This is a genomic window from Arthrobacter sp. ok909 (assembly GCF_900104405.1).
GTDB lineage: Bacteria > Actinomycetota > Actinomycetes > Actinomycetales > Micrococcaceae > Arthrobacter > Arthrobacter humicola.
In genome coordinates this window covers 43,478-68,266 of sequence record NZ_FNJS01000011.1, presented here as the reverse complement: position 1 = coordinate 68,266, position 24,789 = coordinate 43,478, and the positions used below count along the sequence as shown (strand labels likewise).

Genomic DNA, 24,789 nt, shown 5'->3' with positions numbered 1-24,789 from the left:
TTCGGAGGACGACGGAAGGTAAAAGGTGCGGGCGCCCCGGCCCGGTGGCCCGGGCGCCCGCATTATCTGGTCACTGGACCAGGTGGATGCTCTCTTAGCGGGAGGTGCCCGACGGCGGGACCAGCAGGCCGCGTTCGATGAGCTTGTCGATGTTGCCTGCGCGGCGCTTCTCCTCGCGGGCCAGCCAGCCCTCGGCGGGGAGATTCGTCAGATACTGGTTCTTTTCGTAGATCGGCTGTTCGTAGATGCCTGCGTACATTTCGGTGCGCAGGTCCTTGAACCAGTTGGTGACGCCGTTGGCGCTGCGTGAGCGGCGCAGGGCCTCGAGGTCGATGACGGAGCTCACGAACGAGTCGCCGCCGCTGACGCCGGCCTGCTTCACCAGCACGTTGCCCTTGTGGTCCACGATCATGGACTGGCCGCCGAACAGGTCGAACAGGCTGCCGTCGTCGTTGCGCTGCGGGCCGAGGTTCGGAGCGACGACGACGACCTGGTTGAACATGGCGTGCGCGCGGTTCTGCAGGTCCCACATGCCGGCGCCGACCTGCGGTTCGATCAGGGTGCCGCGGATGATGATCTCGGCACCGTTCATGGCCAGGCCACGGGAGGTCTCGGGGTAGGCGCCTTCGTGGCAGATGATGTAGCCGATGTTGCCGATCTCGGTCCTGGCCACCGGGAAGAACGCGTCCAGGACGCTGCCGTTGCCGCGTTTTTCGACGAACTCGTCCCAGATGTCGTGCGGGTTGGTGGTGCCCAGCGCGCCGCCTTCGTAGGCGTCGGACGTGGACTTGTAGCGCTTGTAAATGACTTCACCGTTGGGATCGATGATGAACGCCACGTTGAACAAATGGCCCGGGAAGTCCTCGTCCTTGACCAGGTAGAGCTCACCGGCGATGTAGGTGTTCAGCTGGCGGGCTTTCTGACCCAGGATGTCAGTTTCGGGTCCGGGGATCGTCATGGCGAATGCTTCGTGGGCTTCCTTGTTGCCGGCTTTGAAGTCCGGCAGCATGCCCTGGATCGCCATCTCGGGCAGGACTACCAGCTTCACGGGTGCGCCGTCGGTGGCTGCGACCATGACGGCCGGGTCCATGAAATCGCAGATGCGCTTCGTGTTTTCGATCGCGTCTTCGCGCTTCTTGATCGTGTGGACGACGTTGGACAGGGCCACGATGGAATACGGGTCAACCATTGGTTTCTTCTCTTTCTTTTTCTTCACTGCAGTCGGCCCGGATTCGGGCCGACTGTTCGGTTTACAGATGGTCTTGCTGGTCTGGAGAAGCATCACCCGGAGGCGCTATACCTTCTCCAGAATTCGGTCGGCACTCAGGTACGCGAGGGCCTGCAGGGTCTGGGTGGGGTTGTAGCCGGACAGCGTGGGAAACTGTCCGCCTCCGACCACGTAAAGGCCCTTGCATTCATGGGACTCGCCGTAGATGTCCACGACGGAATCCGCGGGATTTTCGCCCATGCGGTGGGTGCCCACTTCATGGGTGGAGAGGTGGTAAGCCGGCGGGTTGGGTTCGGACCAGAACTGGGTGGCGCCCATTTCGTCGGCGATGTTGCGCTTTACTCTTTCGAAGTAGTTCAGCGCCGCAACGTCGTGCTGGGACCAGTCGTGGGTGATTCGAAGCGCGGGCTGCCCAAACTTGTCTTTTACCACCGGGTCCAGGTCGCAGTAGTACCGTTTCGTCGGGAAACTCGGGATTTGGTTGTGGATGCCCATGAGTTTGCGGTAATTCTCGGAAAACCAGTCCTTGAATTCCCCGCCCCAGCGGCGCATGCCCGGTGGCAGGTTGTGTGCGGCCTCGATGGGCTGCAGGTCTCCGGGGATGCTCGTGAGGACGGATCCCCAGAGAACACCTTCGTCGTTGTCCGGCACGCCGTCGCAGTTGAGATCATCCACCACGCTGGCGGCCACTAGCGGGGCCATGAACGGGTTGCTGAACTCCGGCAACACCAGCGTGCACCAGCCGAAGCTGTGGGTCATAAAGTTCTGTCCCACCTGTCCGTTGGCGTTGATGCCGGAAGCGAGCAGCAGCCGGCTGTTTTCGAGGGCGTAGCAGGCGACAACCACCAGGTCCGATTCAACGTCGTGTACCACGCCATCAGCGTCGAAGTAGGAGACGCCGGTGATTCTGCGTCCTGTCGCGTCGCGGTTCAACCGGAAGACGCGGGAGGAGGAGCGGATTTCGAGGTTGCCGGTCTGGAGCGCCGCCTCCACCGAGGTGATACGGCTGGACTGCTTGGCGTTGACGTGACACAGGAACCCATGGCAGAAGCCGCAGTATTCGCAGCCCTTCAGCGACTTGTAGTCCGTGGAGGCCACGGCCGCGGGCTGCTGGAATGGGCGGTAGCCGAGTCTTTCACAGGCGGCCTTGAAACGGTCGTCGGCCGGTGCCCGGCGCAAGGGCGGCATCGGGTACTCGCGCTGGCGGTCGGATTCGAATGGGCTGCCTGCCGGATTGTGTATTCCCTTGACGTTCCCGGCCTGGCCGGAGACGCCGAGTTCCCATTCGACCTTGTCGTAGTAGGGCTCCAGATCGCCGTAGGTCACCGGCCAGTCCACCATGGTGGAGTCGCCGTCCAGCGCCTTGGGCCCGAAGCGTTCCTCGATGAGTGACTTCATACGGAAGTCGGAGTCGCGGTGGCGCCAGGAGGCACCGCCCCAATGAAGCGTTCCGCCGCCGGGGCCGATCGATGGCGGCAGGTGCAGCGGTTCGCTGTTGCCGCGGACGCCGGCTGCCCACGGCAGAAGTTGGGCCTCGGTCGCTTCATTCGGCCGCCACGTCACCGGATCGGTGGACAGCTGGGGAACGAGGGAGCCGCGGGAGTAGTACTTGACCTCGTCATGCTTGAAGGTGAACTCCTCGTTGCTGTGCATCGGGCCCTTGTCCAGGGCAAGGACGCGCACGCCGGCCTTGGTCAGCTGTTCAGCGATGATGCCGCCCGATGCGCCCAGGCCGATGACGATGGCCTCTGCTTTTTCAGGCATTCGTGCCCCTCAATTCTTTGCGTAGATCTTCCAGGGATTTGATGGGGATGGTGGTCGAGTCGAACCCGGGCTTCATCTGTTTGGCGTTGTAGCCCCATTGCGCTCCGGGGAAGCCGACCAGCTGCCAGCCGAGTGTGTCGTAGTTGCCGCCGTACTTCGGGTCACAGAACATGCCTTGGATGGTGTGTTCCCAGACCAGCGCGAAGAAGGTCTCCAGCGGGTGGGGGACATCCGGGTGGGAAGAGGACTCAGCATTCTCAATCCGCTCTAGGAGGCTGTCCGCGGCGTCGCCGGACAATTTGGCGAACGGGGACCCGTACAGGTCGTTACTGAGGGCATTGAGTGCTTGGACGCCTTCTCGGTAGCACAGGCGCAAGGCTTCGTCCTCGTCGGCAGCGGTCCGATCGATGAAGATAATCACGCGCGCCTCGCGGGCACCCGCCCTGCCGTCGTCGTTCGGGAAGATGCGTTCGCAGACGGCCTCGATTGTCTCGGCCTCTGCCTGCGTGAGGAACTGCCACTGGGTCACGGTTGTATCGCTACTTGGCGACATCGATCTTCTCCTTTTCCTTTCGTTCGGACGGGAGGTCGGCACCCTTCCCGGTGTAGCGCTTCTGGAACACGAGCTTTCGTATCGCACCAGGGAGCTTGTTTCCCACCCCGCTGGTGAACAGCACTGCGAGGAGGATGACTGCGCCTTTGACGATCAGCTGCGGCTGGGCCTGGATTCCAAGTAGATCCATGATGTTGAGAATCACGGCGATGATCAGGCCGCCGAGCACCGCGCTGATGGGGTCTCCCGTGCCGCCGAACAGTGAGGCGCCGCCTACCACTACGGCCGCGATGGCGTTCAGCTCATATCCTTCGCCGATAATTGCGCTGCCTTCCGTCAACTGGGCAGCGATCATGACGCCGCCGAGCCCTGCCAGCAGAGACGAAAGGAAGTAGGCGCCGACGATGTCCCGCTTGATCGGAAGACCCGAAAGCCGGGCGGCTTCGGGGTTCCCGCCGATCGCGAACAGGCGACGTCCGTAGCGCGTCTGTGACATGGTCACGGCCAGGACGATCATGACGATCATGGCGATGACGACAGGGGCAGGCAGGGGCCCAAAATCGGCGGTAAAAGCGGACAGGAAACCCTGATCGTCAATGGCCACCTGGCGCCCCGTCTGTAGGATGTACGCCACTCCACGGGCAATGCTCATCATCGCGAGTGTCACTATGAACGGGGTAATTCCTCCATAGACGATCATCAGACCGTTGAAGACGCCCACGAAGCCAGCGACCAGCAGCGCCAGCAGCAGCGCCAATGGCCACGAGATGCCTCCCTGCAGGGCAAGCCCCACAGTGACGGAGGATAGTGCGGCTACGGCCCCGACCGAAAGATCAATGCCGCCGGTAACGATGACCAGATACTGGCCGACGGCAAGCACGGAGACAACCGATGCCGTAATGAGCACGGCTATCAGGTTCCGCGACGTCATGAAATAGGGAGAAAGAACGCTCCCCACCGAAAGCACAAGGGCGCCGACCACGAAGAGATATCCCTTGGAGCCAAGCGAGCTGGTGAACGTACGGAGGGCATTGACGGCAGCGGACAGCCGGGAGGTCTGGGGCTGAGGCGGGGTGACTGGACTGGTATTGAGGGCCACGAGTTACAACTCCATTGTTAGAACTGGTTCTTGGGTGATCAGTTGAATCGATTAAGGACGGCGGCTTCGCCGTGTTCGTCGATCTCGGCACGGTCCACGGTCCCGGAGATCCGGCCACGGCTGAGGATCAGCACGCGGTCGCACATGAGCGCTTCATCGATTTCTGAGGTGATCACGATGACGCTGCCGCCGTCTTCCACGAACTGACGGATAAGCTCATAGATTTCGAGCTTTGCACCCACGTCCACGCCTCTTGTGGGTTCCACGATGATCAGTGTCTTGACGCCGCTGACCAGCCACTTGGCGAGGGCAACCTTTTGCTGATTGCCGCCGCTGAGATTGCCGACGGGTTGCCTCACGGACGCCACTTTTATGGCCAGCGCGTCCCGCATGCGGAGGGCGGCTCTGTGTTCGCTGCCCCGGTTTAGGAAGAACCCGGGTGAAAACTTCGCAAGTGAGGCCATGGTGATGTTCTCGGTCACGGACATCGTGAGCGCCAGGCCTTGGGCCTTGCGTTCCTCGGGCAACAGCCCGAGGCCGAGCCTGATCGATTCTGCGGGATCCGCTGTGTGCCGCTTCCGGCCGTTAATCTCGAAACTCTGCTGGGTCGATTTCTCCGCCCCGAACAGGGCCGCCGCCAGCTGGCTTTGACCGTTCCCGGACAGGCCGGCGACGCCCAGCACCTCACCGCGATGGAGCGTCAAGTCGATGCCGTGGAGGTCATGGCCGTCCCGGAGCCCCCTAACGGCCAGGGCTACCTCTCCCGTGGTTCGGCCCACACCCAGGCGGGGCGTCTCGCTGGAGCCTAATTGCAGTTTCGCCGACTGTTCCGTGCTTACTCCGCCCAGCATTGCTTGCAGGATCAGGTCATGGCGGCTGGCGTCGGCCTCATGGACCGCCACCCGCCTGCCATCACGAAACACAGAGATCTTGTCGCAGATTTCATACATTTCGTCGAAATGATGCGAGATGTAGATGATCGCGATGCCAAGTTTCTTCAGCTGGTTGAGGAGGTCAAACAGTTGGCGGACGTCGTGCCGGGGCAATGTAGCGGTGGGTTCATCCAGAATCAGCACCCGGGCGTTGCCGCTGACAGCCTTGGCGATCTCCACTGCCTGCCGGTGCGCGATCGGCAGGGAACCGACGGAGGCCCGGACGTCGAGATCGAACCCGAGGCGGAGCAGCTGCTCCCGTGCCCGTGACCGGACCGTCCGCCAGTCGACAGTTCCAAGCACCGTCCGGGGCAGCTCGCCGACGTAGATGTTCTCGGCCACGGAAAGGTGTGGCATCAGGCTGAGTTCCTGGTGCACCGTCATGATCCGCGCCCGCTGGGCCGCATGTGGATTGTCGAAACTGACGGGGGCCCCGTCAAGGAGGACTGTTCCGGAGTCAGGTTTTTCCACTCCGGACAGAATCCTTACCAGTGTGGACTTCCCGGCACCGTTCTGCCCGGCAATGCCATGAATTTCTCCAGGCATGATGTGCAGATCGATATTGCTCAAAGCCTGGGTGCCAGGGTAGGCCTTGGAAACACCGGCCACGGCGATCAGTGGCCGTAAGGCAGTCTCAGCGGGCGCTGTCATGATTGCTCCTGCTTACTCTTGGCCGGCGAAGGCGAGGCCCTCGGTCACGTACTTGGACGCGTCCTGTGGTGTGACGGCGAGAGCGGGGAGCACACGCGTGGCCGGTGAGCCGCTGCATTTGCCGGTCGGAGTGCCGGACATCGCTGCGATCGCCTCATCCACCGCGTAGCCCGCCTGCAGGGCCGGCTGATTCAAGCCGTCGGCGACGATAGGTGAAGACGGGTTGGTGGCCATGCTCTTGATGACGTCCATTCCGCCGTCGAATCCGGCGATGACAACCTTCGTGTTGCCTTGCTGGTCCATTAGTCCGGAGCCCTTGAGGGCCTCGGTGACGGCGGGCATGACGACGTCCGTCTGGTTGAACACGACGTCAATATCCGGGTTGCCGGCGAGGACGTTGCGCATGGCGGCCAACGTCTTGTCCGGCAGTGCTTCGCCGTAGTTGTTGGGGATCCGCTTGGTCGTCACGCCCGGGTGTTGGGCCATGTACTTCTCCCAGCCGGCCATGAAACCGTTCTCCCGGCTCTGCGTGACCAGTTCCTGGGGGAACAACGCCTGGATGTACAGGCTGATGGTGGAGTTTTCGCCCTTCTTCGCCACGGCAGCGGCGGCGGCTTTCTCGCCCACGAGGGCTGCGGTAGCCTCGCCGTCGTCGTGAACGTTGCAGGAGACCTTCGCGGCGAGCTCTTCCGAGACCCTGTCGTTGACGACGATGACCGGGATGCCGGCCGCCTTGGCGGCTTCGATGCCGCTGGCAACGTTGCGGTCGCCTACGGGTTCGATGATGATCGCCTTGGCGCCTTTGTTGATGAAGGTGCGCATCTGCTGGATCTGGGTCTGCGCGCTTCCTTGCGCATCGACCGCCTCCATGGTGTAGCCCTTGGCTTGGCCTGACTTGACGGCGCCGTCGGACATGGTGCTCAGCCAGGAGTTTCCGGCGATGAACCGCATCGAGATGCCGATCAGGCCTTTTTCGTTGGAGGACGAGGAAGCGGCGGGCGCTGTCCCGCCGCATCCCGTGGCGAAAATCATCGTCGCGGCAGCCAGGGAGGAGATGAGAGCGAAGCGCGTAGCGCGTTTTGTAACCATGATGCTCCTAAATTGGGTAGGGTGTAGCCACAGATTGGTGGGGTGGCAAGCCAGATGACGGACGTAAGACCACCGCCGTGGCATAGAGACTGCTGGCGGGGGACTAGCGGGGGCATTCTCCCGGCTGATACCAGTCGGTACAAGGTTCCTTGAGGGCTCGGTTACGGTCGGGATCGTTGCTGATTTCCACATTTGTCGGGACGCCTTGGCCCCGATAGAGGGTGCCCTCGTGCTGGACGGCGGCAGCCGCCCACGCCATGCCCTGCCGCAGGGCTTGGCTTCCGCTTCCGCCGCCGGCCAGGAATCCGGCTAGCAGCGCGTCGCCGGCGCCGACGGCGCTGACGACGCTATCGACGGGCGCGCGACCGTAGTAGCAGCCGGAATCGTCGAGGAGGATTGCTCCGTCGGATCCCAGGCTGGCCAGGACTGCCCGTGCACCTCGTTGCCGGAGTTCGGCAGCGGCGTCGACGACGTCACCGAGGTTCTCCATCGCCCTGCCGGTGAGCTCCGCGAGCTCGCTGGCGTTGGGTTTGATCAGGTCCGGCCCGTACTGCAGCACTTTCCGCAGGGCCTCGCCCGAGGTATCGACTGCGACGCGCGCGTTCCGCACGCGTGCGCCGACTACCAGCTCTGCATATATAGACTCGACTTCGCCTGTAGGAAGGGTCCCGCAGGCGGCCATCCAGTCGCCTTCGCCGATACTGCTCAGGGCCGCGGCGACCAGGGATGCCGCTTCCGCCCGGTCGAGCGTAGGGCCGAGCTCATTGATTTTTGTCACTGTCGCGTCGGGTTCCACGAGGCTGACGTTGCTGCGGATCTCGCCCGCGATGGGAACGGCCAGGTAGGGCACACCCATGGCGGCCAGCATCGAAGTGATCTGTGTGCCGGCGAAGCCGCCTGCGGGCAGGACCGTCAGGACGTCGATTTCGTGAGAGTGCAGGGCAACCGCCACATTCACGCCTTTGCCGCTCGGCTCGCTGTAGGTCCGCAGGCTGCGTACAACCTCTCCGCGGGGCAGCGCTTCAACGCGCATGGTCCGGTCCACACTGGGGTTCGGCGAAACGGTCACAATCATGCCAGCTGCACCTCGACTCCCGCCGCTCTCAGGGCCTTCAGTTCACGGCTGTCCGCGCCTTCGTCGGTAATCATGAGGTCGATATCGGCCAGATCAGCGTGCTTGCAGTTACTTACGCAGCCAAACTTGCTGTGGTCAGTTAACAGGATTCGCTTGCGGGCGCTGGAAAGCATGAGCCTCTTGACGGCTGCCTCTGCAGGGTCCGGAGTAGTCAACCCGCGATCCACGGACACTGCGTTTGCTCCCAGGAAAGCCACATCAACATTGATCTCACCGAGGGACCTTGCAGCCCAGTGGTCCACTTGGGCCGCCGTCAGCGGCCGTATCCGGCCACCAAACGTGTAGACGGTCAGCAGAGGCCGGTCAAGTAGGGAGGCCGCGATGGTGAGCGTATTCGTATAAACCGTCATCTCCCGGTCGCGGGGGAATAGATCCGCCAGACGTGCAGTGGTCGAACCTGCGTCGATCAGCACTGACCCGCCCGCGGGAAGGTGTTCCAGGGCCGCCTTGGCGATCCGGGTCTTTTCTTCGGCAAAGCCAGTGCGTCTGGCAACCGCGGGTTCATAGGTCAGGCGACCGACGGGCACCGCACCGCCATGTACGCGCCGCAACAGGCCAGACTGTTCCAGGAACACCAGATCTTTTCGGACCGTTTCATTGGTTACAGCGAGGTCCTCGGCGATTCCTGTTGCGTCGACCCGTCCCTCTGTACGGAGCATGGTTAGGATGAATTCGCGGCGTTGTTCCGGATAGAGCAGCCGCTGGTCTTGACGGGAAGCGTCTTCGACTTCGGTCATGACGGCACCCTGTCTCTTGAGGTGTTGTCCGGCCCGACGAGGGAGCCCTGCTGCGGGAAAGCCGCAGCGGGAGTTTGGGCCGGCGCCGGAAAGTCATGAATGTCTCCAAAGAGGCCCGCGGCCATTCCGCCAAACAGGGCCGCTCCGCGGGCTCCGGTCTCCTGGACCGAGGAGAGCCGCACCTTACCGAAGGCGCGCTCCTTGGCCTTGAGGAGTGCCGTACTGCGGGACCATCCACCAGTCACCACCATGGAGGCATGCGGACCGACCACGGCGTTCATCGCGGTGTGGACTTCGTCCGCCTGGGCTGTGACCGCGTCCACGGCGGCCATCCATACCCGGGCCGGGGTCACGTGGCCCGAAATCCCTTCGAGAGTTAGCGACGCGGGATCTTTGCCTCTGAGACGAAGGCCGCCAGTGCGGGTGCCCGCTGCTTCCCCGTCGAGACGGCAGATGTCACGGGTGGACTGCCCGAGCATGGACAGGGTGGTCTGCAGGATCACTCCGGCTTGCGTGCCGCCCAACATCGTCCACTTGTCCGCAATAGCCGACCAGCCAACGGTGATGCCCGCCCGGGTCAGTTTGAGGACAGCGCCCGGCTCCAGACCGGGATCAATCGTTCGAACGAGGGCCTCTGCGGTGCCGCAGGAGTCCAGTACGTCTCTTGTTCCGCCGGCGCCTGCGCCGACGACCGCGGCCTGATGGTCGTGACCTGCGACCGTGAGCGCGGCTCCTGTTAGACGGCTCAAGCCCGCCTCGGCCGCAACGGTGCCGATATTGGTGCCGGCCGTGACCAGCTCCGGCAGGAGGGATACGTTGAGGCCCGACCACTCCAGTGCGTCGCTCCACCAGTCTCGGGTCGCCAAGTCAAGCCAGCCCGTGCGGGACGCCAAAGATTGTTCTGTGACCGCTTCGCCGCCGAGCGAAAAAGCTATCCATTCGGCGATATTCAAACGGCGCACGGCACGGCCGGCGGCGGGAACATGGTCCAGCAACCACCGGTGTTTCGTCAGCGACCATTGGGCCCGCAAGGGCAGACCCGTCCGCCTTGCGAAATCGTCCTCCGTGACATGGTTCCTCAGGTCCGCCAGCTCCTGGCCGTCCCGGGTGTCATGCCACGCGATTATGGGAGTGAGTGGTCGGCTTTGGGCATCAACAAGGACACCCGACTCACCCATGCTGGTAATGCCGAGCGCGACAATCCGGCCGGAGGGCGCATCCTTCAGGGCTAGTGACAGAGCCGCCTTTGCTGATTCCAACAAATCGCAAGCGGCGACTTGCACGCCGGACGCCGAGGTGTCCCACGGCGTGCCGGCACGGCCCTGAGCCAAGATCTTCCCGTTTTCACAGACAACTACTGCCTTGCTTGATGTAGTTCCGACATCCAGACCGACTGTTAGCACCATTGCCTTGTCACCTCCTTGTCTCCCATTGCTTATTGCGTTCTATTGGATATTCTTGTGTTTACTTGGAGTGTTGTCAAGGTCACATCCCAAAGTCCTGTGATCGCAGCCGCCTACAAGGCTTTCGTCCCATGTCGGGAAATTAACTAAGGAGAATTGCATGCCTGTGGTCCACACCGGAGAGTTGTTGCGGGAGGCGATGGCCGGCGGAGTCGGGCTGGCTGCCTTCAACGTCATCAATCTTGAACATGGCGAGGCGATCGTTGAAGCCGCCGAAGAAATCGGGCTTCCTGCCGTGCTCCAGGTGAGCGAAAACTGCGTCAAGTTCCACCGGGGCCAGGTCAGGCCGCTGCTGGCTGGTTTAGCCGCCATGGCGGAAGCGTCGCATGCCCGCGTCTCCTTGCACCTGGACCATATCGAAGAGTTTCAGTTTCTGGAGCAGGCAGTGGGAACGGGGGTCTCTTCAGCCATGTTTGATGCATCGAAGCTCGCCATCGCGGAAAACATTGCCGCTACCCGCAGAGCGGTTTCCTTTGCGCGGACCCAAGGCTGGCATCTTGAAGCCGAGCTTGGCGAGGTCGGGGGGAAAGACGGTGCGCACGCCCCTGGCGTCCGAACCGATCCGGCGGAAGCGGCGGCCTTCATCGAGTCCACCGGCGTCGACTCTCTTGCCGTTGCCGTGGGGAGCTCACATGCGATGACCGCCCAGACAGCGCTTCTTGACCATGACCTGATCAGACGGATCCGCGCCGTCGTCGACGTGCCCCTCGTATTACACGGGTCTTCGGGCGTTCCGAGCACAGAACTAGCGTTGGCCATTGAGGCCGGCATGACCAAGATCAACATCGGGACCATGCTCAACATCGCCTTTACGGAGGGCGTCCGGGAGGCTCTTCGCCCCATGGAACTGGTGGATCCCCGCAAGTACCTGGCACCAGCGCGGACCCGGACCGCCCGGGTCGTACGTGAAGCGTTGAAAACCATTTCTTCACCTAGGACAGGAAAATCATGAACGAGACAGTCAACCAGCCGCTGCTGGGCAAAACCGCTTTCATCACGGGAGGCAGCGGCGGCATCGGTGCCGCCGTCGCGGACGCCCTGGCCCAATCAGGAGCGGCCGTATGCATCGTGTCCAGATCCGGCTCGGGTCCCCGGCTTCCCAACAGTTTGACAGTTGCGGCCGATGTCAGGGATAGGGAGGCGATGAAGGGCGCCGCCGAGCGGGCCGCCGATCATTTTGGAGGTATCGACATCGTCGTCGCCAACGCCGGGGTTGGCTCCTGGGGACCTTTCATCGACACCCCCGACAGCGACATTCAGGAGATGACCGAGGTGAATGTGGCGGGCCTCTTCCACACGGTGGAAGCCACGCTTCCCTACCTGAAGGAAAGAGGCGCAGGGGATATCATCACCGTGGCGTCCGAAGCTGGCCGCCGCGGGCTGCCCGATGAAGCCGCATACGTTGCGACCAAGTTCGCCCAAGTCGGATTCACCCGATCGCTGGATCATGAGCTTAGGGGCAGCAGCATCCGCTGCACGAATATCTGTCCCGGAGGCGTCGCTAGCAATTTCGGGATGGGACGCGGCCTGCGCCGGCCGGGCATGCCGGAACTGCAAGAGATGATGACTCCTGCCGATGTCGCCGAGGTTGTGCTCTTTGCTCTCTCCCGCCCGCGGCACCTCCGGATCCTTGAGGTTGCCTTCCGACACATGTCCGAACAATCGTGGGGCTAGAAAGCCAATATGCCGACAAGGCTTAGGAATTGCAGTGGAGAAGACCAGCCAGGAAGATCCCGTGAAGACAGCCCAAAATGTGAGCATCGGCGCCACCGGGGCGCAGTACGAAATAACGGCGGCCAACTACACCGCCGTCGTAACAGAACAAGGAGCTACCGTCCGACAGCTCCGATTCCGGGGCCGCGACCTCATTGTGGGGTTCACGGCAGACGAGCCGGTTCCCGACTACCGCGGCGCGTTGGTGGCCCCATGGCCAAACCGCATCGCGGATGGACGCTATACATATAAAGGGCGGGAGCTTCAGCTGCCCGTAAACGAACCAAAACGCGACGCCGCCCTACATGGCCTGGTCTGTGAACAGCCCTGGACGCTGGTTTTGTCCGAGCCGTCGGGCATCCGGTTGCGGCACGCAATCCGTCCGAGCGCAGGCTACCCGTTTTCGGTGCTGCTGGACGTCACCTACCGGTTGGACGATGCCGGCTTTCACACAGAAGTCTCAGCTACGAATACGGGCGATCACACGGCACCTTACGGGATCTGTCCGCACCCCTACCTGGTGGCCGGGAAGTCAGCACTCAATTCCTGGAGCCTCGAGCTGCCGGCCGACACATTCCTGGAGGTCACCCCCGACCGGCTTCTGCCCCTGGGCAGGCGCCCGGCTGCTGACGGGCCTTTTGACTTCCGCGAGGCACGGACATTGGGCGGCGTCCAAATCGATCATCCATTCACCGGTCTCGTCCGGGATCCGCAGGGGAATGCAAGGGTTCGGCTCACGGAGCCCGGCGGATCCGGTGTCGGAATCCGCTGGGATCGGTCTTGCGACTGGGTCCAGGTCCACACCGCCGACCACGTGGTCGCTGAGCGCCACCGGCTCGGACTTGCCGTCGAACCGATGAGCTGCCCGCCCGATGCGTTTAACTCCGGCGAAGACGTCGTTCACCTCCTGCCCGGGGCGACGCACATCGCAAACTGGACCATTTTCGCCATCTAACGGCGGGTGACGACTGAACAGGGGCCAACTGGATACCCAAGGGAGGGCCGCGCGGGCGGGGATCATGGCGCGGCTTTCCTGCCGAAACATGGCCCCGGCACCCTTTGCGGTCGCTAAAGTTTCGCGTCCATCCGAGGTCCGCCGGTGAACCAGCCAAGGTTGTTTTTAACCTGGCTTCTCATTAGGGCACTTTTCGTGACACGGTTGGGTACATCACTGACGCCACACTTGAAAGAGGCCGCCATGACCCCAACCGCGGACCCGGCCACCACACGTCTCGACACCCGTGTCCCTTTTCCCGACCAAAGGCGGGAACGCATCCTGACGACGCTTCGGACGGAAGGGCGTGCCGATGCCACAGCTATTGCCCTGGAGCTGGGAGTCACGAACGAGACCGTCCGCAAGGATCTGGTGGCCCTTGAGCAGCTAGGGCTCATCAAGCGGGTCCACGGCGGAGCAGTACCCGTCGGACGGCTCACCTACGAGCCCCCCGTTGCCTCCAGAACTGCCTTCACAGAGGAAAAGACCCGAATAGCCGCCGCGGCACTCCGTCACCTCCCTGCCGCCGGGTCGGTGCTCATCGATGCAGGGTCAACTACCTCACGTTTCGCTGACTTGTTTCCCCGGGACAGGGCGATGAGCGTCTACACCAACACGCTCTCGATCGCACTGGCACTGATGGACTCGCCTCTCCTTACGATCTACACCCTCGGTGGCCGGGTACGCCCGGTTACTTCAGCGGAAGTGGATGACTGGGCCGCCCGCGCCCTTGCCGACATCAATGTGGACGTCGCCTTCCTGGGCGCCAGCGCCGTTTCACTCGACCGGGGTCTCACCACGCCCGATGCCGCCGAAGCCGCAGTGAAGCGGCTGATGTGTGCCAGCGCCCGCCGCCGGATCCTCTTGGCGGACCACAGTAAATTTGGACGGGTCAGCAATTGGAGACACGCAGGGTTGGCTGACATCGACCTCGTCCTAACGGATGATGGCATAGAGCCACAGATGCTCGAGTCCCTACGGTCAGCTGGCGTGGAAGTGGAAACGGTCTGACCACCTAGTATTCACTGTCGACCGGCGGGCTGACCGTGTAACCGGGATGGTCGAGGTTACCCACTGCGGGCCGGGCAATTCTGGGCTGAGGTCTGCTCGACTTGAACGCCGCTTGCGGTGGTCACTCCGTTCTGAATGCAGAAGACGGAAAACGACGGCGCCGAGCCCGGCATGCTAAAAATCCATGCCGGGAACCGTCCTTCGAGAATGGGGCCTCTCATCTTCACAGTGCCCAAGTCATGTGCAAACTGTAGGTTCCACCAAAGGTCGAAAGTGAAGATTCCGGCCGGCGAAGCGTCCGCATACTCGATGCAACAGTGTCGGATCTCCCCGCTATCGCTCTTCACCTCGAGCCCCACGATGAAGGAACCGGAACGCGGGACGTCTCCTCGGCACTCGACCAGAAGCTGGCATTCGTCGCTGAACCAGGTCATCACCGCCCGCACGGGAATCGGGGCTGCCGGGCAAATGTACGGGGTCATGCTGTCTCCTCAATATCAAGTAGCGCGCATCGCCTAGAGCGGTCGATAGTGGCTGGGGCCGTTTGAATGGCGTCGCGAACAACAACCACCTAGTCCCACATCGAGTCCTTGCCGGCCGAAGCCGAAAAGGACGATCCGTAGGCCGCTAGTGATCACCACTCTGGGCAGAACTGGGGCGCCCGCCATCAACAGGCTCGGACTGTCCGATGAGCTGCGGAGGCGGGGCGTCAACCTCCTCCTCCTCCTGAACCTCGGCGGCGGGAACATCGACACCGGCACGCCGATGGGGAGCATGGAGTCCGCCGTGATGCCCGCTTTGGCGCAGATGGATCTAGAGATGGGCTGTGCTGCTTGGGATCGCCGCCGCGGCGTTCTTTCTCGGTTCGCTGTTCCTTTACGGATTTGAGGACAGAGCTCGCCAGCCATGTCCGGCGTCGTAGGCCGCTCGTGGTGAGCAGCGGATGGCAAGATGGCGCTACACCTTCGCTTATATGCTCGAAGACGGATCATGGTCACATACGTGTAGACAATCCTTCCGACGGTCCTATGAGTCCCGGGTGCCCCGGCCGTACCCTCTGCCCTAAGCAGCGCTGTCAAAGCTTCGTGAAGCGTGGCATCGGCCCCGTCACCTCCACGGCTAGCCCTTACTGCTTGAAGGCGGCGTCGAAGCTGGTCTGGGAGGCAGGGAAGTCGTACTTTTTGAGGGCGGCGAGGGCTTCGGGGGCGCCGTGGAGCCGGTCCATGCCGGCGTCTTCCCACTCGACCGAGATGGGGCCGTCGTAGCCGATCGCGGTGAGGGCGCGGAAGGACGATTCCCAGGGCACGTCCCCGCGCCCGGCGGAGACGAAGTCCCAGCCGCGGCGCGGGTCGCCCCAGGGCAGGTGCGAGCCCATCACGGTGTTCCGGCCGGTGGGGCGCAGCTTGGTGTCCTTGCAGTCCACGTGGTAGATCCGGTCCTTGAAGTCCCAGATGAAGGAGACCGGGTCGATGCCCTGCCACATGAAGTGGGACGGGTCCCAGTTCAGGCCGAAGGCCTTGCGGTGGCCGATCGCTTCGAGGGTGCGGACGGTGGTCCAGTAGTCGTAGGCGATCTCGGAGGGGTGGACCTCGTGGGCGAACCGGACCCCGCAGTCGTCGAAGACGTCCAGGATGGGGTTCCAGCGGTCGGCGAAGTCCTGGTAGCCGGCCTCGATGACCTTCTCCGGGACGGGCGGGAACATCGCGACGTACTGCCAGATCGAGGAGCCGGTGAACCCGACCACGGTGTCCACGCCGAGGGCCTTGGCCAGCCGTGCGGTGTGCTTCATTTCCTCCGCAGCGCGCTGACGCACGCCCTCGGGCTCGCCGTCGCCCCACACGCGCGCCCCGACGATGGCCTCGTGGCGGAAGTCGATCGGGTCATCGCACACGGCCTGGCCCTTGAGGTGGTTGGAAATGGCCCAGACCTTCAGGTTGTACTTGTCCAGCACGGCGAGTTTGGACTCGACGTAGCCGGGCTCGTCCCAGCGCCAGGCGTCCAGGTGGTCGCCGGAGACGGCGATTTCGAGGCCGTCGTAGCCCCAGCCGGAGGCCAGGCGTGCGACTTCCTCGAAGGGCAGGTCGGCCCACTGGCCGGTGAACAGGGTGTACGGGCGGGGCATCTCAGGGTCCTTCGGTAATCGTCTGGGTGGTCCGGTTTGGGTCGGATCGCCGGTTTCGGGTCGACGCGTCCGGATCAACGGTTGTCGGTCCGGCTAGGACGGCACCTGCTGCCTTTTCGGATTTCCGTTCTTGAGGTCCGGGGACTGCAGATCGGGTACGGCCGGGAAAATACCGGGGATTGCCGCTGCCGTCCCCGGACCGTGTGGGTGAGTCCGGGATTCTCAGATGGCTTGGACTTTTTTCATGCAGTCCTTGACGTAGGCGTCGGACGCGCGAAGGTGTTCACCGATTTTTTCGAAGCTCCATCCCTGCGTTCCGTGGCATTTGAGGCTGGCGACGCCTTCATACCCGACTCGGCGCAGTGTTCCCAGCATTACGGAGTGATCAAGTGTTCCGCCAGGGCGGGGGAGTTGCTGGTCGGCGGGACCGAAGTTCAGCCCGTCTGTGCCGTGGCGGTAGGCGCGGTCGATGTCCCAGATGTAGTAGTAGAAGAGCCGTTTGCGTTCGGCGAGGAACGTGATCGCTTCGCTGATGGTGTCCTGCATCACCCACAGGTGCGGGGGAGCGATGCAGACGCCGAGGTAGGGATCGTCGATGTCGCGGATGAGCCGCTTCATCTGGGCGAGGGTGTCAACGCCTTCGTCCCAGCGCTGGTCTTCGTTGGCACCGGATTCGAAATCGGCGGCGAAAGGTACGGTGAGATGGTTTTCGACCGCGATCCGGACTCCGCGGCGCGCTCCTGCTTCGACGATGGGTGGCAGGAAGGTAGAGACGAAGTCGGGGTAGTTGGCTTCGCAGTCGAAGATGAGGGTGTCGATTCCGAGGTCTGCGGCGAAATCGACGCGTTCAAGGATTTCGTCCTGGGTCTTTCCGTAGACGGTGAGGCCGCAGGGTTTGATCCCGTATTTGTCCAGCACTCCGAGGATCTTGCCGGGGTCATCTCCCGGGTTGACGTGGTGGGCCAGCGGTGCGGCGGAGGACCAGAGGTTGACTTCTTTGAAGCCGATGTCGGCAAGGTCGCGGATCGAGTCTTCGAAGCTGTGGTCGTGGTAGGGGACGAGTTCGGCGGCGTATCTGAACATGGGTTCTCTCCTTCGGAGGGTCTGACGGGGTTTACCAAACGAAGACGGCTTTTTCGGTTTCGCGTTGGTCGAAGGCGCGGAAGGCTTCCTCGGCCTGATCGATGGAAAAGTCGTGGCTAATGAGCTTTTCGACCGGAATTTTCTGGTCGATGACGAGGCGCACGATTTCTTCCCAGTCGCTGATGGGGAAGTACCAGCCGCCGACGACGGTGAGCAGTTTTCTGAGCATCTGGTCGCTGGGGTTGATCTGCGTGGCCCGCGACTCCCCGACGAAAGCCACGGCGCCGAGCTTGGCGGCGGCGTCCAGGGCAGAGTTCTGCCCGGCGGGGTTGCCGGAACAATCGATGCAGATGTCCGCTCCGCGACCCTGGGTGAGGTCCCGGATCTGCTGGACGGCGTCGGCTGTTGTGCTGTTGATGACGGCGTCCGCGCCGAGCGAGCTGGCCTGTTCGAGCCGGTGGTCGATGACGTCGACGGCGATGACACGGGCGCCGAAGGCCTTGCCGATGAGTACCGCGGCCGATCCCATTGGTCCCATGCCGAAGACGGCTACGGTTTTTCCGCCGGCCGCGCCGAGCTGCTTCTGCACGTGGTACTGGCTGCCGACCATGTCCGTCATGACCGCGCCGGCGCGGAAGCTGAGTTCGTCTGGGAGCTGAAGACAGTTGCGTTCGGGGAGCACGAAGTAGTCGGCGTCACCGCCGTGGACGTCGAAACCGAAGCATTTCCACTCGTCACACAGCATCATGTAGCCGCTGAGGCAGTACTCGCAGAATCCGCAGCCCACGGCGAGGTAGCCGGCGACACGGTCGCCTTCTTTGACGTGGGTCACGGCGTTCCCGACCTTGATGACTTCGCCGGCTGCCTCGTGCCCGGGTATCACCGAACCGTGGCCGGCGTCTTCGCCGCCGACGATCGGGGTGCCGTAGTAGATGCTCATGTCGCTGCGGCAGATCGCGGAGGCACGGGTCCTCACCAGCACCTCATGCGGGCCCGGCTCCGGGACGTCGCGTTCCACGACGGTGACTCTTTTGTCACCGGGGAGGATGACTGCTTTCATCTTTTCTTCTCCAATACTCATTTACTTGACTGCACCGAAGGTGAGGCCGGCGACCATCTGGCGGCGCAGCACGACCATGAGCACCAGGATGGGCGCGACGATCAGCGTCGCGGCCGCGGTGATGCTGCCCCAGTCCGTGCCGTACATACCGGTGAACTGCTGCAGGCCGACCGGAGCGGTCTTCGCTCCGCTGCGGGTCAGGGACAGGGCGAACAGGAATTCGTTCCAAGACAAGACGATGGTCAGTACAGCGGCCGTCGCGACGGACGGCACGAGCAGGGGCCAGATGATCCGGCGGAGCACTTCCCATGTTGAGGCGCCGTCGACCATGGCGGCTTCCTGGATCTCATAGGGCAGCTGCAGGATCGAACTGCGCAGGATCCACACCACGATGGGTAGGTTGAAGGCAGCGTACGGGATGATCAGGGCCGGGTAGGTGTCCATGAGCCCGAGCTTGCCGGCGAAGACGAAGACCGGGATGACGGCGACGATGGGAGGGAACATGTAGGTCGACAGGATCCACGACGAGAGCCCCTTTCGGGCCCGGAAATCCCTCATGGTCAGGGCATATGCGGCCGGGACCCCCACGACGATGGCCAGGGCGGTGGCACCGAGACTGACGATTGCACTGTTGGTGAGCAGCTGACCGAAGCTTTCGGATTTGCCGTCGCCGGCTGACAGTACGGAGACGTAGTTGTCCAGGGTGGGCTGGAAGATCCAGGCCGGGGGGATCTGGTTGGCGATCCCGGCCGGCTTGATGGAGGTGATGAACATGAACAGCAGCGGCACAAGGCCGACCAGGAGCCATGTCCACAGGAAGGTGCGTCCGATGATGACGCGTGCCACGGTACCCCCGCGGCTGGTTGATGATGTCGTTGTCATTACATTTCCTCAGGGTCTGCTCGGCGGCCGATGATACGCAGCATGAAGGGGATAAGGAGCGAGAGGATGATCAGGAAGACCACGCCCAGGGCGCAGGCGAGACCGACGTTGAAGCTTTGAAGGCCGACGCGGAAAATGCCCAGGTTGATGATCTCGGTGGACTCACCGGGACCGCCCCCGGTGAGGATCTTGAAGGAATCGAAGGTTTTGAAGGCCTGGATGGTCCGCAGCACGGCCGCGATGGCAATGAACGGCACCATGGCCGGAAAGGTGATGTGCCGGAACATCTGCCATGGGGTCGCTCCGTCGACCATGGCTGCTTCCCTGGGTTCCCCCGGCAGGGACTGAAGGCCGGCCATCAGGATCAGGGCGATGAACGGGGTCCACTGCCACATGTCGAGAATGACCAAGACGATCCATGCCGATGTCGGATCACCGAGCAGGTCGATGCCTTTCGGAAATCCGAAGACGCCGAGGTAGTAGCCTACCCACCCGTAGTTGGGGTTCAGCAGCTGCTTGAAGACCATGGCCGCGACCGCCGGCGTGACGGCGAACGGGAGCAGCATGAGGGCGGCCCCGACCTTGTTGGCGCGGGTCTGGGCCGCTAGCGGGAGTGCCAGGGCGAAGCCCAGGATCATCTCCAGGATCACCGCGACCGCAACGAAGCCGAACGTGATCAGGAATGCGTGCTGGACCGAGGCGTTGGTGACCGCCGTGATGAAGTTATCCAGTCCGACGAATTTGCCCACGCCCCCGAGGATCTTGTCGTTGCGGAAGGCTGAGTAGAAGATAAAAATGGCCGGGGCCACCGTCATTAGCAGCAGGACAAACATGGCCGGGGCCATGTAGACCCACGGGGTCGAACGTTTATTCCAGGTCAGCGGCTTCCTGTCCCGCGGGCCGGCCGTGGCAAGGCCGTCCGCGGGGCGGGAAGCGTCAACCGTCAAGGTCGCATCCAGTGGTGCGGCGGTTGTTTTCATAATCGATACTCCTTGGGCGACCATGAACGGTCCGATGGTTTAGTAGCCGGCCGAGTTAAGGAGGGCCGAGACCTTCTCTGACGCGGACTTGAGGGCGTCCGATGGCGAGGAAGCGCCGGTTGCTGCGTTGTTCACCGCGACGGCCACCTCGTGGCTGACTTCGGTGTAGTTGGTCAACCGTGCTCGGCCGACGCCTTCTGCGAGGGATTTTCCGAGGGTGTCGTAGAAGGGCGCGAGCGGGTTATCGCTCTTGATGCTGGCAAAGACGGAGGTCCGGCTGGGGTGCAGGGACTTGGCGGTCATCGTTGTTTGCTGCTCCGCGGCGGTCAGCCAGCTGATCCCCTGGTAGGCCCATTCCTTGTTCTTGGAATTCTTGTTGACGCTCAGCATCCAGGTCCCGAAGTGGGGTCCGGCGGCCTTCGCGGTGGGCACCGGGGCATAGCCGATGGTGCCGCCCTTGACGTTGTCACCGAGCTTGAGATCGTGGTAGTTGATCGTCATGGCGGTCAGCCCGCTGCCGAACGATTCGGCGGTTGTACCCCAGTCCGCTGACGTGCTGCCCGGGGGGACATGTCCGCTTTGCGCCAGCTTGGCGTAGTAATCCAGCGCCTGGACTCCTTCCGGCGTGTCGAATGCGGGCTTGCCGTTCTGGTCTGCCAGGGTCCCGTCCCCGCCTTGGGATGCGAGCAGGGTCTTGAAGTCATCGGTGGCCCAGTCGCCGACACCTGCCATGACGGTGGTGCCGTAGAGCTTCTTGTCCGGCTGGGTGAAGAACTCCGCCACCTGGGCGTAGTCGTCCCAGGTCTTTGGGACTGTGAGGTCCTTACCGTATTTGGCCTTGAAGTTCGCCTTCTGGGCCGGGTCGTTGAACAGGTCGCTGCGGTAGGCCATCACGGCCACGTTCGACTGGATCGGCATCCCGTACACGTCGAATCCTGCATTCTTTATCGCGGACCCGTCGGGCTTTGCCGTGGGATCCGGGTAACGTTTGATCGGGGAATCAGCGTTGTAGACGGCTGTGTCGTAGAACACCTTTGGGATGAAGTCGCCCACGTTGGACTGCGGGCCGTCAGGGTTTAGGGCCCCGTTCTCGAGGTACTGGCTGAGGGGTTCGAGGTTCTGCACCAGGGCCGGCGCCCACGGAGTGTCGACGACGACAATGTCGTAGTAGCTGCTGCTGGAAGCGAACTCGGAGAAGACCTTTTGCTGCAACGCGTCGTACGGCTGGTTGTCGATCTTCAGATCGATGCCGAACTTTTCCTTGAACTGCGGCACCAGTGACGCGACGGCGGCGCTGTTGGCTTCATCGGTGGTGTAGAGCATCCGCAGCTCTGCCGGTTTGGCCGCCGCCGTGCTGGGTGTTGATGACCCGCCCGTGCATGCGGTTGCCAACAGGGTTACGGTGAGCGCGGCTCCCACGCCCGCTACGATGCGTGACCGCTTGACGCGATCGAGAGATCGGATCATGCTACTGCCTTCCTTAAGCCATGGGCGCCCCGTGCGTCGAGGCCTGCCTGGATGATTTTCATTACTCCACTCCTTCTAGTTCTTTTGCGGCTGGGACGTCGACCCATTCGCCGCACTTGCTGGATTCGATGATGCTTTCGGTGAGGACGGCTGACCTGAGGCCGTCCCGGAAGTTGGGCAGGCCATCGCGGTTGTCTCCGCCGATTGCGGCGTAGGTGTCGGCGACAAATGCATTGAACGCATCCTGATAACCCTGGGGATGCCCTGCCGGCAGGACACTGAGCCGTGCCGCTTCGGGGCTAAGCGCGTCCGGGTCGCGGACAAGCAGTTGGGAACCGGCCCGTTTACCAAGCCACAACGTCTCGGGCGCTTCCTGGTCGAACTGGACCGTGCTCTCAGAACCCGAAATCTCGATCATCAGGCGGTTCTTCCGCCCTGGCGCAACCTGGCTGACCAGGAGGTTTCCCACGGTGCCGTTCTCAGTCGCGAATACAGCCGCGACGAGGTCCTCGGTCTGGACGTTCTTGTGGTGTGCCCGGCCCGAGAAGAGAGTGCGGCTCAGTGCACCGACTCGTGTTATCCGTTCCCCGCTCACGAATTCGAGGAGATCGCACAGGTGGGACCCGATGTCGGCGAACGCCCGCGAAGGGCCCCCGAGACCGGCGTCCACCCGCCAGTTGTCGTCGTTCCGGGACAAAAGCCAGTCCTGAAGATAGGACCCCTGGATGGTGGAGATCCGTCCCGTTTGGCCGGACGCGATACGTGCCCGAGCTTCCCGGACCATTGGGTGGAACCGGTAGATGAAGGGAACGGTCGCGACCGTCCCGGCCGTAGCGGCCAGCTCCACTAGATGGGTGGCATCCTGCACGGTAGTAGCCAGAGGCTTCTCGCAGACAACGTGCTTGCCTGCTTTCAACGCTGCCTCGGCCAGTGCGACGTGGGTGGCGTTGGGGGTGCAGACGTGGATGACATCGATCCTGTCATCGTGGATGAGGTCCTGGACGGAGGCGTAAGCTCGCTCGACGCCTAGGCGGTCTTTGGCGCGGGCGGCACTGGCAGGGTTCGAGGACGCGATGCCTGCGATTTCCGCCCCTGCGGCACGGGCGGCTCGGCTATGCACCTCAGCCATGAACCCGGCGCCGACGAACCCGGCCCGTAACCGGGAGGGGGCTGTCGTGGTTCTGTCGTTTTCCATGCCGAAACAGTGACACGCACGGAGCAGCTTTGGTTGCCCGTCAGCAAAAGTCTGCACCTTTTGACGCTGTTGGCGATGGAAGGCGCATGGAAGTTGCACTTTTTGATGCTGTGGGCATCGACGAGTGGACGGGAACGAGTGGGCGCCGTGACACTGAGTGGAGATAAGTTCCCCTCGGGGTCCTGTGAGCGTGATATGTCAAGACCTCAGGCTCCCCATTCACTCTTTTGACCCCCCGAAACGGAGAGACATGAACAACGGCGGCGCCGGCGAACTTTTGCGTATCCTGCGGGACGAATGCCCGCGAACCAGGGCCGACCTGGCCGGGATAACGGGCTTGGGGCGAGCTGCCATCAGTTCTCGCCTCGAGGCGCTCCTGGAACTCGGACTAGTTGCACCGGTGTCGGATGCGCCTTCCACTGGAGGCCGCCCCTCGGCGCGTCTAGCCTTCAACCCCGGTGCAAGGCTGGCCGCTGCCGCCGACGTCGGCGCCACACACGCGACCGTGGCGCTCACGGACCTGTCGGGAAGGATTCTCCTGGAAACCACTGAACGGCTTGAGATTTCCTGCGGACCGGAAGCTGTTCTGGACTGGCTAGCGATGACGCTGCAGGGTCATTTGAAAACTATGAAGCGTCCGGCAACGGACATCATCGCTGTTGGCATCGGGCTGCCCGGTCCTGTTGAACACTCCACCGGAAAGCCGACCAGCCCCCCGATCATGCCGGGATGGGACGGATTCGATGTCCCCGCTTACGTTCAGCGGACCTTTGATGTTCCCGTCCTGGTCGACAACGATGTCAACATTATGGCCCTCGGGGAGCGGGCGACGCGCTGGCCCACTGAGGACAACATGATCTTCCTTAAAGTGGCCACCGGCATCGGCTCGGGCGTTATTAGTGGAGGAATATTGCAGCGAGGCGCGGCAGGAGTGGCAGGAGACGTCGGTCACATTGCCGTTTCCAGCGCGGCAGGAATCCAATGCCGCTGCGGCAAGACTGCCTGCCTCGAGGCCATCGCAGGCGCTCCGGCCGTCGCCGCCCGGCTCCGCGAAAACGGACTCGAAGCAACCACCGCAAACGACGTCGTCTCACTCGTCCGTTCCGGCGATTTGACTGCCATTCAAGCCGTCCGGCAGGCTGGTCGCGACATCGGAGAAATGCTCAACATGTGTGTGAGCCTCATCAACCCTTCCCTGATTGTCGTAGGCGGGTCGCTTGCACAATCCGGAGAACATCTGATCGCCGGAATCCGTGAAACCGTCTATGCACGCTCAACGCCGTTGGCGACCCAGCATCTGAATATCACCCAATCCGAAACCGGCCCGGAAGCTGGAGTCGTTGGGGCCAGCATCTTGGCCGTCGAACATGCCCTCGCCCCTGAACGAGTCAATGATCTCGCAGCCACGCTGGATCCCGGCGGACACCAAAATAACGAACGGCAGAATGTGGAACGCGTCGTCCAAGTATCCCAGCCTTCACTCCGGGACCCCGTGGCCATTTAATTGCACCGCGCATTTCCTTGGCCACGTCTCCAAACGAAGATGTGGAGGGCACGGGTGCCATGACGAACAGCTCCTCGTGTGGAGCGGTGCATATCGCCTGAGCCCGTGCCTATCCAGCGGCATGCTC

Annotated in this window: 22 protein-coding genes; 5 read left to right on the top strand and 17 right to left on the bottom strand. The window is 62.8% G+C overall.

Translation table 11 applies throughout. The features are described 5' to 3' along the window. Positions 1-94: 94 nt before the first annotated feature. From BLR03_RS11005 to BLR03_RS10965, 9 genes are all read right to left on the bottom strand, one after another. Complete coding sequence (locus tag BLR03_RS11005) at positions 95-1,189, bottom strand: nitrilase-related carbon-nitrogen hydrolase (protein ID WP_091252514.1); 1,095 nt, start codon at positions 1,187-1,189, stop codon at positions 95-97. Positions 1,190-1,294: 105 nt separating this feature from the next. Beyond that, positions 1,295-2,992, bottom strand: coding sequence for a GMC family oxidoreductase (locus BLR03_RS11000; RefSeq protein WP_091252512.1), 1,698 nt, complete (start codon positions 2,990-2,992; stop codon positions 1,295-1,297). Continuing rightward, entirely contained in the window at positions 2,985-3,545 is a 561-nt protein-coding gene (locus BLR03_RS10995) for a gluconate 2-dehydrogenase subunit 3 family protein (RefSeq protein ID WP_091252510.1), read from the bottom strand. Before BLR03_RS10995 ends, BLR03_RS11000 begins: the two co-directional genes overlap by 8 nt. Then, positions 3,532-4,644, bottom strand: coding sequence for an ABC transporter permease (locus BLR03_RS10990; RefSeq protein ID WP_091252508.1), 1,113 nt, complete (start codon positions 4,642-4,644; stop codon positions 3,532-3,534). The genes BLR03_RS10995 and BLR03_RS10990 overlap by 14 nt, the downstream gene beginning before the upstream one ends. A gap of 38 nt (positions 4,645-4,682) precedes the next feature. Beyond that, the gene (locus tag BLR03_RS10985; protein ID WP_091252506.1) at positions 4,683-6,227 is read right to left on the bottom strand and encodes a sugar ABC transporter ATP-binding protein; all 1,545 of its coding nucleotides are present in this window, start codon (positions 6,225-6,227) and stop codon (positions 4,683-4,685) included. 12 nt (positions 6,228-6,239) lie between these two features. Further along, positions 6,240-7,316 carry a sugar ABC transporter substrate-binding protein gene (locus BLR03_RS10980; RefSeq protein WP_175460498.1) on the bottom strand — a complete coding sequence of 359 codons (1,077 nt, stop codon included), beginning with the start codon at positions 7,314-7,316 and terminating at the stop codon, positions 6,240-6,242. Positions 7,317-7,419: 103 nt separating this feature from the next. Further along, on the bottom strand, positions 7,420-8,391 hold the full coding sequence (locus BLR03_RS10975) for a 1-phosphofructokinase family hexose kinase (RefSeq protein WP_091252642.1): 972 nt from the start codon (positions 8,389-8,391) through the stop codon (positions 7,420-7,422). Continuing rightward, the gene (locus tag BLR03_RS10970) at positions 8,388-9,188 is read right to left on the bottom strand and encodes a DeoR/GlpR family DNA-binding transcription regulator (protein WP_091252502.1); all 801 of its coding nucleotides are present in this window, start codon (positions 9,186-9,188) and stop codon (positions 8,388-8,390) included. Before BLR03_RS10970 ends, BLR03_RS10975 begins: the two co-directional genes overlap by 4 nt. After that, positions 9,185-10,594: an FGGY-family carbohydrate kinase gene (locus BLR03_RS10965; protein ID WP_217639766.1), complete on the bottom strand. Its 1,410-nt coding sequence runs from the start codon at positions 10,592-10,594 to the stop codon at positions 9,185-9,187. The genes BLR03_RS10970 and BLR03_RS10965 overlap by 4 nt, the downstream gene beginning before the upstream one ends. Positions 10,595-10,751: 157 nt before the next feature. On the opposite strand from BLR03_RS10965, the gene BLR03_RS10960 reads away from it, so the two are divergent. The 4 genes from BLR03_RS10960 to BLR03_RS10945 all read left to right on the top strand — a co-directional run bounded on the left by BLR03_RS10960 (position 10,752) and on the right by BLR03_RS10945 (position 14,369). Continuing rightward, a complete protein-coding gene (locus BLR03_RS10960; protein WP_091252499.1) occupies positions 10,752-11,603 on the top strand; it encodes a class II fructose-bisphosphate aldolase in 852 nt (283 codons plus the stop codon). Further along, entirely contained in the window at positions 11,600-12,325 is a 726-nt protein-coding gene (locus BLR03_RS10955) for an SDR family oxidoreductase (RefSeq protein ID WP_091252498.1), read from the top strand. Before BLR03_RS10960 ends, BLR03_RS10955 begins: the two co-directional genes overlap by 4 nt. 34 nt (positions 12,326-12,359) lie before the next feature. Then, positions 12,360-13,319, top strand: coding sequence for an aldose 1-epimerase family protein (locus tag BLR03_RS10950; protein ID WP_368086962.1), 960 nt, complete (start codon positions 12,360-12,362; stop codon positions 13,317-13,319). 243 nt (positions 13,320-13,562) lie between these two features. Then, on the top strand, positions 13,563-14,369 hold the full coding sequence (locus BLR03_RS10945; protein ID WP_091252494.1) for a DeoR/GlpR family DNA-binding transcription regulator: 807 nt from the start codon (positions 13,563-13,565) through the stop codon (positions 14,367-14,369). 56 nt (positions 14,370-14,425) lie between these two features. Here BLR03_RS10945 and BLR03_RS10940 read toward each other — a convergent pair whose 3' ends face one another. The 8 genes from BLR03_RS10940 to BLR03_RS10900 form a co-directional block, all read right to left on the bottom strand. Next, a complete protein-coding gene (locus BLR03_RS10940; RefSeq protein ID WP_091252492.1) occupies positions 14,426-14,851 on the bottom strand; it encodes a hypothetical protein in 426 nt (141 codons plus the stop codon). 644 nt (positions 14,852-15,495) lie between these two features. Next, positions 15,496-16,491 (bottom strand): sugar phosphate isomerase/epimerase family protein, encoded by a 996-nt coding sequence (locus tag BLR03_RS10930; protein WP_091252488.1) that lies wholly within the window; start codon positions 16,489-16,491, stop codon positions 15,496-15,498. A 222-nt stretch (positions 16,492-16,713) separates the two neighbouring features. After that, the gene (locus BLR03_RS10925; RefSeq protein ID WP_091252485.1) at positions 16,714-17,574 is read right to left on the bottom strand and encodes a sugar phosphate isomerase/epimerase family protein; all 861 of its coding nucleotides are present in this window, start codon (positions 17,572-17,574) and stop codon (positions 16,714-16,716) included. 31 nt (positions 17,575-17,605) lie between these two features. Next, on the bottom strand, positions 17,606-18,655 hold the full coding sequence (locus tag BLR03_RS10920; protein ID WP_217639765.1) for a zinc-binding dehydrogenase: 1,050 nt from the start codon (positions 18,653-18,655) through the stop codon (positions 17,606-17,608). Then, positions 18,656-19,516, bottom strand: coding sequence for a carbohydrate ABC transporter permease (locus BLR03_RS10915; protein ID WP_091252480.1), 861 nt, complete (start codon positions 19,514-19,516; stop codon positions 18,656-18,658). Next, positions 19,516-20,496, bottom strand: a complete 981-nt coding sequence (locus tag BLR03_RS10910) for a carbohydrate ABC transporter permease (protein ID WP_175460497.1) — start codon at positions 20,494-20,496, stop codon at positions 19,516-19,518. The genes BLR03_RS10915 and BLR03_RS10910 overlap by 1 nt, the downstream gene beginning before the upstream one ends. 39 nt (positions 20,497-20,535) lie before the next feature. Continuing rightward, on the bottom strand, positions 20,536-21,963 hold the full coding sequence (locus BLR03_RS10905) for an ABC transporter substrate-binding protein (protein ID WP_091252476.1): 1,428 nt from the start codon (positions 21,961-21,963) through the stop codon (positions 20,536-20,538). A 61-nt stretch (positions 21,964-22,024) separates the two neighbouring features. Further along, positions 22,025-23,158: a Gfo/Idh/MocA family protein gene (locus BLR03_RS10900; RefSeq protein WP_091252474.1), complete on the bottom strand. Its 1,134-nt coding sequence runs from the start codon at positions 23,156-23,158 to the stop codon at positions 22,025-22,027. 250 nt (positions 23,159-23,408) lie between these two features. Between BLR03_RS10900 and BLR03_RS10895 the strand changes: the two genes are divergently transcribed. Continuing rightward, complete coding sequence (locus BLR03_RS10895; RefSeq protein ID WP_091252473.1) at positions 23,409-24,662, top strand: ROK family transcriptional regulator; 1,254 nt, start codon at positions 23,409-23,411, stop codon at positions 24,660-24,662. Positions 24,663-24,789: the final 127 nt, after the last annotated feature.